The 11405-nt window shown below is 73.8% G+C and carries 10 protein-coding genes; 7 read left to right on the top strand and 3 right to left on the bottom strand.

From position 1 onward, the window contains the following. Positions 1 to 877: serine/threonine-protein kinase (locus E1291_RS33085; protein WP_131742011.1), on the bottom strand; the 877-nt coding region annotated here is incomplete at its 3' end. A 318-nt stretch (positions 878 to 1195) separates the two neighbouring features. Here E1291_RS33085 and E1291_RS33080 point away from each other — a divergent pair. The 6 genes from E1291_RS33080 (at position 1196) to E1291_RS33055 (ending at position 7773) form a co-directional block, all read left to right on the top strand. After that, positions 1196 to 2065, top strand: coding sequence for a HalD/BesD family halogenase (locus E1291_RS33080; RefSeq protein ID WP_131742010.1), 870 nt, complete (start codon positions 1196 to 1198; stop codon positions 2063 to 2065). 66 nt (positions 2066 to 2131) lie between these two features. Further along, on the top strand, positions 2132 to 2938 hold the full coding sequence (locus E1291_RS33075; RefSeq protein WP_131742009.1) for a class I SAM-dependent methyltransferase: 807 nt from the start codon (positions 2132 to 2134) through the stop codon (positions 2936 to 2938). 46 nt (positions 2939 to 2984) lie between these two features. Beyond that, positions 2985 to 4808, top strand: coding sequence for a choline/carnitine O-acyltransferase (locus E1291_RS33070; protein WP_131742008.1), 1824 nt, complete (start codon positions 2985 to 2987; stop codon positions 4806 to 4808). 152 nt (positions 4809 to 4960) lie between these two features. Continuing rightward, positions 4961 to 6151: a cytochrome P450 gene (locus E1291_RS33065; RefSeq protein ID WP_131742007.1), complete on the top strand. Its 1191-nt coding sequence runs from the start codon at positions 4961 to 4963 to the stop codon at positions 6149 to 6151. Positions 6152 to 6435: 284 nt separating this feature from the next. Then, positions 6436 to 6954: a papain-like cysteine protease family protein gene (locus E1291_RS33060; RefSeq protein WP_207401067.1), complete on the top strand. Its 519-nt coding sequence runs from the start codon at positions 6436 to 6438 to the stop codon at positions 6952 to 6954. A gap of 3 nt (positions 6955 to 6957) precedes the next feature. Further along, positions 6958 to 7773, top strand: coding sequence for a hypothetical protein (locus E1291_RS33055; protein ID WP_131742005.1), 816 nt, complete (start codon positions 6958 to 6960; stop codon positions 7771 to 7773). Between the two features lie 108 nt (positions 7774 to 7881). Here the strand turns inward: E1291_RS33055 and E1291_RS33050 are convergent, their stop codons facing one another. Next, the gene (locus E1291_RS33050) at positions 7882 to 8859 is read right to left on the bottom strand and encodes a LysR family transcriptional regulator (protein ID WP_131742004.1); all 978 of its coding nucleotides are present in this window, start codon (positions 8857 to 8859) and stop codon (positions 7882 to 7884) included. Between the two features lie 185 nt (positions 8860 to 9044). After that, on the bottom strand, positions 9045 to 10127 hold the full coding sequence (locus E1291_RS33045; protein WP_278045297.1) for an AraC family transcriptional regulator: 1083 nt from the start codon (positions 10125 to 10127) through the stop codon (positions 9045 to 9047). Positions 10128 to 10297: 170 nt separating this feature from the next. Between E1291_RS33045 and E1291_RS42475 the strand changes: the two genes are divergently transcribed. After that, positions 10298 to 11405 (top strand): ATP-binding protein (locus E1291_RS42475; protein WP_242614531.1); only part of this gene is annotated, 1108 nt, incomplete at its 3' end.

The following is an 11405-nucleotide window of genomic DNA, read 5'->3' as shown; positions in this document are numbered from 1 at the left end:
CGGCGCCCGGGGCGACGAGGGCGCCCAGCGGGAACAGGGCCGCCAGGGCGACCGCCGCGCCGGCCAGCGCCCGCACGCCGCGCTGCTCCCAGTCACCGCCGTAGGCGGCGACGGCGGCCGTCTCCAGCCGGGCGACGAACGCCGCCGCGCCCGGCGGGCGCTGCTCAGGGCTCTTGGCCATGCCCTCGGCGACGAGGGGACGCAGTGCCTCGGGCACGTCCGCCATGTCCACCGGTGCCGCCAGGTGCTGGTCCCGCAGCGCCGCCTGACCGTCCGCCGCGAAGGGCCGCCGCCCGGTGACGCACTCCACGAACACGCACGTCGCGGCGTACACGTCGGTGGCGGGGGTGGCGGGCTCGCCGCGCCACTGCTCCGGCGCCATGTACGCGGGGGTCCCGGCGAACGACCCCTCGCCCGCGAGGACGGCCACACCGAAGTCGACCAGCTTGCTGAGCCCGTCCGGCCGCACCACCACGTTGGCCGGCTTGTAGTCGCGGTGCACGACGCCGACGGAGTGCGCCGCGGCCAGCCCGAGCAGCGAGCCCTTCAGCACGAGCAGCGCCGCCTCCGGGGCGAGCGCGCCGTGCTCGCCCAGCACCGCCTTCAGCGAGGCGCCGTTGACCGCCTCCATCACGATCGCGGCGCCGTGCTCGCTCTCCACGAACCGGTACAGCCGCGCGACGTAGGGGCTGGTGAGGCGGCCGAGCATGCGCGCCTCGCCGCGCAGGGCCGCGACCGCCGCCGCGTCGCCGCGCGCCAGGTACTTGATGGCCACGGGAGTGCCCGCCTCCGCGTGCCGCGCCAGGACGACCCGTCCCTGCGCCCCGCGCCCCAGCTCCCGGTCCTCGACGAAGTCCGCCAGCCGCCAGTCCACCACGTCTTCCCCTCGCTCATGTCCGACCAGGCATTCCACCAGAGGGTGACGCCGCCGCGTAAGGGATGGTTCGCGGAAAGTTGATCAGACCGGCCGGCGGACCGGAACGCCGGACGCCCCGCCCCGGTGCCCGCCGGACGCGTGAGATGAGCCACAACCCCGGTCCCGCCGCCCGTCCCGGCACTTTTTTGGAACGATCGAATGCACAGGTCAGCGACCCGCTTTATCGATTCCTGATAGGTTCGCCCGGAAAACCCCGTCATGAATTGACCCAATGAATGTGCTAGACCCGTCTTGGGATCGCTCACCGGAAGGGGCTTCATGGTCGCGGCGGAGGCTCGGGCGGTCGAGCGGCTGGTCAACACGGTCCGCTACCCGCTGGACGAGCCGGCGGGAGCCGGCTGGGACGCCGCCGTCTCCCGGGTCCGGAGCGAACTGGACAATTCCGGCTGTGCCGTGCTTCCCGGTTTCATCCGCGCGGCCCTGCACGACGAACTGCGGGAAGAATGCGCGGCTTTGGCGCCGTACGCGCATTTCGACGTCGAGACGGTGAACGCCTACAACATCGACGTGACCACCCCGTTGCCCGACGATCATCCCGGGCGCATCACCGTCCGGCGCGGCAACGCTTTCGTGGCACGGGACCGGATCCCCGCCGGCGCGATCGTCCACCGGCTCTACACCAGCGGCCCCTTCCAGCGCTTCGTGGCGGGCTGTTTCGGCCTCCCCCGGGTGCACGAGCTCGCGGACCCCCTGTCGGGGCTGTGCCTCAACGTCGTCGGGCCGGGGATGCAGCACCCCTGGCACTTCGACACCAACGAGTTCACGGTCAGCCTGCTGACGCGGGAGGCGGCGGACGGCGGCGTCTTCGAGTACTGCCCGAACATCAGGTCGGCGCAGGACGAGAACCTCGGCGCCGTCCGGCGCGTGCTCACCGGCGCCGGCGGGGACATGATCAGGCGGCTCATCCTGCGTCCCGGCGACCTGCAGCTGTTCAAGGGACGGTACTCGCTGCACCGGGTGAGCACGGTGCGGGGCGCGACGGCGCGCCACACGGCGATCCTCGCCTACAGCGAGCGCCCCGGGGTCGTCGGCAGCGTGGCGCGCACCCGGCAGCTGTTCGGCCGCGTGCTGCCCGAGCACCTGGCGGCCCAGGGACGCGCCGTCCGGGTCGACCGGCTGCTGGACTAGGGGGCCGTGCCGAGGTTCCGAGCCCGCCGTCCATCGCCGCACCGCACTCCAGGAAGGAACGCGAACGTGCGCGTCGACACGACCGGAAAGGTCTCCCTCGACCACATCTACACCCAGCCCGACCCGCGCGCCTACTTCACCACCCTGCGCGACCTCGACTACTTCATCCCCGAGCTCGCCAAACCCCACTTCAGCGGGCTGATCGCCGAGTACCGGACGGCCCGCGAGGTCCCGGTCCCGACCGTCCTGGACATCGGCTGCTCCTACGGGATCAACGCCGCGCTCCTCAAGTACGGCGTGACCATGGGCGATCTGTACGACCGGTACGGCGGCCACGACGCCCACCGGCAGACCCGGGGCGCGCTGCTGGCCCGCGACCGGGAGCTGGTGCGGTCCGGGAGGTCCGCGCGGCGCGTGCGCTTCCTCGGCCTCGACGCCTCCGACGACGCCCTGGCCTACGCTCTGGAGGCCGGGTTCCTGGACGGCGCGGTGCACGCCGACCTGGAGGACGACGACCCCGACGAGCGGCAGCGCGCCCAGCTCGCCGCGACGGACCTGGTCATCTCGACGGGCTGTCTCGGCTACGTCACCGAGCGGACCCTCGCCCGCGTCGTCGAGGCGCAGGGCGGCGCACGGCCCTGGATGGCGCACTTCGTGCTGCGGATGTTCCCTTTCGACCCGATCGCCGAGCACCTCGCCGCGGCCGGGTACCGGACCGTCCGCCGGGACGGGCTGTTCCGGCAGCGGCGGTTCGCCACCGCGCAGGAGCAGGAGCTCGTCCTGGACCGGCTCTCCGAAGTCGGGGTCGACCCGACCGGGCTGGAGACCCGCGGCTGGCTCTACGCGCAACTGTACGTCTCGCGCCCCCGCTGACCCCGTCCACCACCGGAAACTCCACCACCGAAAACGAGGACCGAATGTGAACGCCGGCCGACAGCCCTCGCCGACCTTCGCCCACGACGACGACCTGCCCCGGGTGCCGCTGCCCTCGCTCGACGCCACCGGCGAGCGGTTCCTGGCGTGGTGCGCGCCGCTGCTGACCGACGCCGAGCTCGCCCGGACGCGGGAGGCGCTCACCGCGTTCCTGCGGCCGGGCGGCGAGGGCCGCGCGCTGCACGCCGCCCTCGAACGCTACGACGCCGAGGACGGCGTGCACAGCTGGCTCGACACGTTCTGGCCCTACCGGTACCTCGGCCGCCGCGACCGGATCGCGCTGAACGCCAACTTCTTCTTCCTGTTCAACGACACCGGCGAGGCGCAGGCGGAGCGCGCCGCCGGGCTCGTGGCCGGGGCGCTGGACTACAAGCTGCGGCTGGACGGGCAGGAGCTGCCGCCCGCCGTCCAGCGCGGCCGCCCGCTGTCGATGGAGCAGAACAAGTACCTGTTCTCCGCGACCCGCATCCCCGGCGTCGAGCAGGACACCGTCCGCGTGCCGTACACCGCGAAGTGGCCGGGGCCGTCCCGGGCACGCCACATCGCGGTGTTCTTCCGCGGCGGCATCGTCCGGATGGACGTGCTGGGCCCGGACGGGCGGCCCCACACGCCCGAGGAGATCGCGGCGGGGCTGCGCGGGATCATGAAGTCCGAGCCCGCGCCGGAGCCGTCCCCCGGGCACCTCACCACCAAGGCGCGGGCGGAGTGGGCCGCGAGCCGGCAGGCCCTCCTGGACCTGCATCCCGCCAACCGGAGGGCGCTCGACACGGTGGAGACCGCGCTGTTCTGCCTGTGCCTGGAGGACTTCACCCCCGAGAGCACCCTGGAGGCGTGCGATCACCTCCTGCACGGTGACGCCGCCGGGCGGTGGTTCGACAAGGCCGTCTCGCTGATCGTGTTCGGTGACGGGCGGGCGGGGATCAACATCGAGCACTGCGGGCTGGACGGCACGACGGTCCTCGGCTTCGTCGACGATCTGCTCGGCACGCCCGCCGCCGAGCACGCGCGGCGGTCGGGCGCCCGGCCGCAGGGCCCGCCGGCGACCGAGCCGGTCGAGTTCATCCTGGACGAGCCGCTGCGGGCCGACATCCGCGCGGCCGCCGCCGCGTTCGCCGCCTACGCCGCCGCCACGGCCACCGAGACCGTGTCCTTCGAGGGCTTCGGCGCCGAGCGGATCAAGCGGCTGCGCACGTCCCCGGACGCGTTCGCGCAGCTGGCCTACCAGCTCGCCCACCGGCGCGCCAAGGGGATCACCGGGGCGACCTACGAGTCGATCGCCACCCGGCAGTTCCGGCGGGGCCGTACCGAGGCGATGCGCGTGGTCACCCCCGAGGTGCTGCGGTTCGTCGCGGCGATGGACGACCCGGCGGCCGGCGCGGACGAGCGCCGCTCCGCCTTCCGGACCGCCGCGGGCGCGCACATCCGGCGGGCCAAGCAGTGCCAGGACGGCCAGGCGCCCGAGCAGCACCTCTGGGAGCTGGAGCTGATCCAGCGCCGCCGGGGCGCCGAGCTCGGGGTGACCGAGCCGCCGCCGCTGTTCGCCTCGCCCGGGTGGCTGCGGATGCGCGACGACTACCTGAGCACCAGCTCGGCGCCGTCGGCGAACATCCAGTACTTCGGGTTCGGCTCGACCAGCGAGCGGTGCATCGGCGTGGCCTACGTGCTGCTGCCCGACCGTTTCCACGTGTATCTGAGCACCCCACGGGCCGTGGCGGACGGGATGCACGCGTTCGCCGCGGAGCTGCGCCGGGCCGTCGAGGAGATCGAGGATCTCCTCGCCGCCGAGCCGCCCCGGGAGCCCGTGCCCTAGTACCGGCTCCCAGCGGGAGGACGATCCATGTGCGCCGGCGATGTACGGTCGGCGCGGATCGGGGGTACGCGAGGCTGAAACTCTCCGTCCTGGCGCGCATAATCGCCTGAGGCGGCCTACAAGCACGCAACGCGGCGAAGCCGGGAGGCAATGTGACGGTCGTGACAGAACTGGAGCTTCCCGAGTTCGACTACTCGGCGCCCGACCTGACCGGGGAGGTCTATCACCAGCGGCTGGCGGAGACGGCGAAACACGGCTGGCTGGCACGGGGTCCGTTCACCTACGTCGTGCTCGACCGGGGAGGCGCCGAGTTCTTCCTGCGCTCCCGGGAGACCGCGTTCCCCGGCCGTGAGATCGCCGACCTGTTCGGCGTGACGTCCGGGCGGATGCGCGACCACATCGACGCGAACATCCTGAACCAGTCCGGTGACCACCACCGGCGGCTGCGCGCGCTGGTCGGCCCGGCCTTCACGCCGCGCGCGGCCGACCGCTGGCGGCCGGACATGCGGCGTTTCCTGGAGAGGCTCTGGCGGCCCGCCGCCTCGTCCTGCGACTTCGTCGCCGAGATCGCCCGGCCCTACCCGGCGCTGGTCATCACGACGGTCATGGGCGCGCCCGAGCGGGACGCCGGCCGCCTGCACGAGTGGTCGAACTGGGTACAGCGGCAGTTCGACGTCCGGGCGCTGTCGACGGAGCTGCCGCGCATCGAGCAGGCGGCGGGCGAGGTGTACGACTACGTCCAGGCGCTGTTGGAGCGCCGCCGGACCGATCCCGGCGACGACCTGATCAGCACGCTGCTGGCCGCCGAGGACGGCGGCGACCGGCTCAGCCACGACGAGTGCGTCAACCTCCTGCTGAACATGATGTCCGGCGGGATCGACACCACGCAGGCCCAGCTCTCGCACGCGCTGCGGCTGTTCGCCGAGCATCCGGACCAGTGGGCGCTGCTCGGCGCCGAGCCGGAGCGGGCCGGGCGTGCGGTGGAGGAGGTGCTGCGGTTCGAGCCGATCACGCCGTTCACCGCGCGCATCTGCCTGTCCGATCTCGTGTACCGCGGCATCGTCTTCCCCGCGGGGACGCTCGTGGGGATCTGCGCCGAGCGGGCCAACCGGGACGTGGGCGAGGAGTTCGACATCACCGCCGAGCGCGACCGCAGGTCGCTGACCTTCGGCGCGGGCGCCCATTACTGCCTCGGGGCCAACCTCGCGAAGGCGGAGCTGGAGGAGGCTCTGGCCTTTCTCGCGCCGCGGATGCGCGGGCTCGAACCGGCCGCGCCACCGGCCTTCGGGGGCGTCGAGGGCATCTACGGCATGGAGGCGCTGCCCCTGCGCTGGACGCCCTGACCGGCGCTTTCGTCCCGTGCGCCGGGAGGTGCGCCATGTCCCATTCACCCGAGTTATAACCTATTGGCATTACCCGGCTTATGCCGTGAATGAGACTGTTATGGCGTTCCTTCGGCCTCGCACACGGGGCTCCCCGCCCGGAATTCCCCCGGCACCGGTAGGGAATTACACCCCGCCCGTGTGCGCGGTGCCACGACGCACGCCGGGAGAAATGGCGGAAGCGAATGAGAACGCGTACCCGACCCGCCCGGGCACGTTGGCGCATCGCGTGCGGTGTCGCGGGGGTGGCAGCGGCCACCATCGCAGCCTCGCCCGGCGTCGCCGCCGCAGGCAACCTGACGATCAGCCAGGAGGTGCAGCAGCAGAACCAGTGGTGCTGGGCCGCCAGCGGCCTGACGATCGCCAAGTTCTTCAACAAGGGCAACGTCAGCCAGAACGACTTCTGCAACCTCGCGCGGGGATACCCGCGCGGCAGCTCCTGCCCGAACCAGCCCGGCCAGCTCGAGTGGGACCAGCGCGCCTTCCAGAGCCTGGGCCTGTCGCCCGGGACCGTCGGCAACCCGCTGTCGTTCGCCTCGGTCCAGGCCGAGATCGACGGCAGGCGCCCCATCGAGACCGGGATCTACTGGACCGCCGGCGGCGGCCACGCCCAGGTCATCTACGGCTACCAGGCGGCCGGCCAGACCATCGCCTACGGCGACCCGTGGCCCTCCAGCCCCCGCTACTCGGAGATGTCCCACCGCAGTTACACCAGCAACGGCCAGTTCCGCTGGGGACAGGCCCTCTACCGGATCGGAGGTTGACGGATGCGAACCTCTGCGAAGCTCGCCGCCGGGGCCGTCTCGGCGGGCATCGGCGTGACGGCGCTCATCGGCGGCGGCACGGCGATGGCCGCCGGCCCGGTGCCCGCTCCCCCCGCCGCCGACGCGGCGGCGGCCGGCAAGGCCGCGGCGCAGCCCGCCGTCCAGCAGCGGCTGGGGTCCTTCTTCGTCCACTACGACCAGCACCTTCAGGGCAAGCTGACCGACCAGGCCGTCTCCCCGGCCGCGATCGCCGCCAAGGCGCCGCGGGTCGAGGGCACCGCCCGCCCGGTCTTCTCCCTCAACCCCGCCTTCGTCAAGGGTGAGAACGCTCCCGTCGCCACCTACGCCTACATGGCGATCGGCGCCCGGTCGGCCTCCGGCCAGCAGGCCACCCTGTGGCTGACCAAGACCGGTAAGAGCTGGGACGTCATGAACGTCACGTCCGGCACCGAGGAGACCGTGTACCCGGCGAAGGCGGACGGCGGGACGGTGTTCACCGAGCCGCAGATCCACGCCTGGTACCGGCTGCTGAACGGGCGGGTGACGGGTCTCAACGACACCGCCGTCACGTCGGTGGGCAAGAGCGGCACGACGCTCGCGGCCTACCAGCGGCTCGTCCGGACGCGGTACGCCGACAAGCTTCCCGGCTCGCGGTACGCGACCTCCGGCAAGCTCGGCGGCTACTCGCCCACCACGGGTGTCAGCCGGCCGGCGCCGGACCGGGGCACGGCGCCCGTCCTGATGGCCCTCGGCGCCGGCGGCGCCGTGGCCGCGGCGGCCGGCATCGCCGTGGCCCGGCGCCGGCGCGTGCTGGGCTGACCCACAGCGTGCGGGTTCCGGGGACCGCTGCCCCGGAACCCGCCGTTCCGCCCTCGCGTCCCGCCCGCCGGGCTCCGGACCGCCGGCGCTCCGGTGGGGCGCCGGAATTCAGGAGATGAGGACGGGCAGGGCCGGATGCGCCTCGGGATGCTCGTCCCACCATTCGCTGTAGACGCGCTGGTTCCGGACCAGCTCCAGGTAGATGTCGTTGAAGACGCCGCGCAGCCGTCCCGCCGCCGCCTCCGCCTCCGGCCGCCAGACCAGGACGAGCCGCTGCCCGAGCGGGTCGCCGGTGATGCGGCGGAACACCACCCCTTCGCGGTCCGCCGCGGTCGGCTGGTAGATGGCGATGGCGCGGCCGGACCGGATGAGCGAGGACGAGATCTGCCAGTCGGTCGACCAGAACCGCACCCGCGGCTGGAACCCCGCGCCCGCGCACACCCCGCGGAAGTAGGCCGGCCACGGCCCGTCGTCGAGCGGGTCGTCCAGCCAGTCCTGGTCCGCGAGCTCGTCCAGGCCGACGGTGGGCAGCGCCGCCAGCGGGCTCGCGCAGGCCATCCCGATGAGCGCGGGCTCCCGCTCCACGAGCACGAGCCGCTCCAGGCCGTCCAGCGGCGGCGCGACGTGCCCGACCGGCTCCTGGAACAGCCCGATGTCCAGCGCGCCCGAGGCGAGCAGCGCGAAGATCCGCCCGCTGCCCTGGTCGACGCGTAACAGCAGCCGCGCGCCGGGCGCGAGATCGTCCAGGTGGTCGCTGAGCCGGGTGAGCGCCGGGCACGCCTGGATCCCGACCCGCAGCAGCGGCAGCGGCGAGGGTTCGCGCAGCCGGTGCGCCAGCGCGGCGTTCAGGTCGTCGATGCAGGCCAGCGCCGCGCGCGCCCGGGTCGCCACCTCGGCCCCGACGGGGGTCGGCAGCACGCCCTCGGGCGAGCGGACGAACAGCTGCACCCCGAGGTGGCCCTCCACGCGGCGGAGCATGGTGCTGACCGCGGGCTGGGTGAGGTTCAGCCGCGCCGCGGCCTTGCTGATGCTGCCGGTCGCGGCGATCGCCTCGATCATCCGGAGGTGGTGGGGCCCGAGATCCACGCGTGTGCTCCTGACCGTGTCTCCGCCCCGTCGACTCGAACCCAGCGACTATAACTCGGGACAACCCACCACAGAATAGGAATGCGTGCCATCGCGGTCACGTCCCGTGCACGGGCGCCGCGCACCAGGCGCCCGATCCGCCTCTGACCAGCCCGCCGACCGGCCCACCGACCGGCGCCGCCCGCTCAGTTCGGCGAGACCGCCTCGGCCGTGTCCCGGCCCTGCGCCCGGGATCCGAGCGGGGCGTCCAGGGCCCGCCCGCCGCGCCGCGGCCCGGCCGCGTGCCGCAGCTCGCTCGGGCTGACGCCGAAGCGCTGCCGGAACGCGGTGCTCAGCGCGCTCGCGGAGGAGAACCCCGAGGCGTGCGCCAGATCGGTGATGGACACGTGCCGGTCGCCGGGGTTGCGCAGCCGGTCCCGGACGAGCCGCAGCCGCTCCTCGCGGATCAGCCGGCGCGGCGTCGTGCCCGCGCGCTGGAGGGCGAGCTGCACCTGGCGGAGCGACCAGCCGAGGTCCTGGGCCATCGCGGCGCCGGTCAGCCCGGGATCGGTGGCGTGCTCGCGCACGTACCGGCGGGCCACGGCCTCCACCTCGGCCAGATGGCCCGGCGCGGCGGGCCGGGCGCCCTCCGCCGCTGCGAGCATGCACAGCAGCTCGGTGATCCGGTCGCAGGCCGCGTCGAACTGCGGCCGGGACAGCGCGGCGCGCTCGGCGTCCACGGCGCGCACCATCCCCGCGACGACCCGGCCGAGCCCGGCGGTGAGGTCCAGGGCCGCGGGCAGCGCGGGCATCGGGTCCAGCCGGGCGTCGACCTCGTGGGCGGGAATGGTCAGCGCGAACGCGCGGGCGGGGCCGTCGCGGCCGGTCCGCGGCGGCGTCCCGGGCGGGACGAGCCCGCCCGTCCCGGGGCGGAGCCGCTCCTCCCGCCCCTCGTGGACGACGATCAGTTCGCCGCTCAGCGGCAGGACGAACCGGTAGCCCGTGCCGGAGTCGCGGCGGGCGGGCCGCGCCGTGCCGGTCCGCTCGGCCTGCCCGGTCTCGTCCCAGCGGTACAGGACGAGCCGGTAGCCGGTGCTGGTCCGGCGCACGGTCCCGCCGGGGAGGTCGTTCATACGGGCACCTCCCTGGAATCGCCGCCGGAGCCGGCCGGGCGCACCGCTGCCGGAGGCACCGCCGGACGCTCTGCCGCAGGTCAGCGTAGTACGAGCCCTTCCAAAATTCCGGCGATTCCATCGGAAAGTGACTCGTTTCCGACGGAAAGTGATCATGAAATGCGTGACCGGGCAACTTTCCTGCGCGCACACGGAAGCGCGCGCGAGCGCGTCCGGCTTACCGTCTCCGAACTGCGGCGATCTTCGCTGTCCCAGTCCACCCCACCACCGGGAGCGCGGTTCCCCCACCGGACCGCCTCGCCCGGAACCCTGTGCACGAGGATCTGATGGTGCCCTTCCTCTTGGCGACGGCGGTCGCCCTGACGGCCTGCGCGGGCCTGGCCGCCGCCGCGGCCCTGCTGGCTCGCCAGCGGCGGCTGGCCGCCGAGCTCCAGGACCGGATCACGGCCCTGACCGGCGGCGTCGAGATGCGCGACCGGGAGCTCGCGCACCTGCTGCGCGTGCGGCTGCCCGAGCTCATGGAGTCGCCGGGCGGCCCGCCCGCGCGGCCGGCCGGGCCGCTGCACGACCTGGCCCGCCTCGACCCCGGCTACGGCCGGTCGCTGGAGGCGGTGCTGGAGCTGTTCGCCGGGTCCGCCGCCCGCGTCCGGGACCAGGCCGACCAGTCGGCGAAGTCGACGCTGCGCGCCATGATGCGCGCCGTCCAGAGCCTCGCCAGCGAGCAGCAGCTCGCGATCTCCACCATGCAGGAGCGGCACGACGACCCGGACGTGCTGGAGGGCCTGCTCGGCATCGACCACATGAACGCCCAGCTCGGCCGGCGCGCGCAGGCGACCGCCGTGCTGTGCGGGTCGTGGCCGGGGCAGCAGCGCTCGGCGTCCTCGCTGTCCGACGTGGTGCGCGGCGCGACGTCGCGCATCCGCGACTACCTGCGCGTCAACCTGGAGGGCCCGGTCAACGCCGCGGTGACCAGCCGCGCCGTCGAGCCCGTCGTGCTCGCCCTCGCCGAGCTGCTGGACAACGCCGCCCGGCACTCCCGGCCCGACACCCGCGTCGAGGTCAACTTCCGCACCGCGCACAACGGGGTCGCCATCATGATCGATGACGCGGGCGTCGCGATGGACGCCGAGGAGCTGCAGCGCGCCGCCGACCTGCTGTCGGGGCGCACGTCGGTGGACGTGCACCGGCTCGGCGACCCGCCGCGCGTCGGCTTCGCCGTCGCCGGGGTGCTCGCCGCGCGGTACGGGTTCACGGTCTCGGTGGACAGCCGCTCCCCCTACGGCGGCGTGCGGGCCGTGGTGTTCCTGCCGGCGACGCTGCTCACCGCCGTCCCCGACGACCCCGCGGCCGAGCCGGCCCCGGCGCTCCCCGCCGCGGCGGAGCCGGCCCCGGTCCGCGGTCCGGCGGCGTCCACCGCGAGCGGCCTGCCCAAGC

This window comes from Actinomadura roseirufa (assembly GCF_900659635.1).
GTDB classification, from domain to species: domain Bacteria; phylum Actinomycetota; class Actinomycetes; order Streptosporangiales; family Streptosporangiaceae; genus Spirillospora; species Spirillospora roseirufa.
Note: the sequence above shows the minus strand (reverse complement) of the source record. Positions and strands in the feature narration are given on the sequence as shown.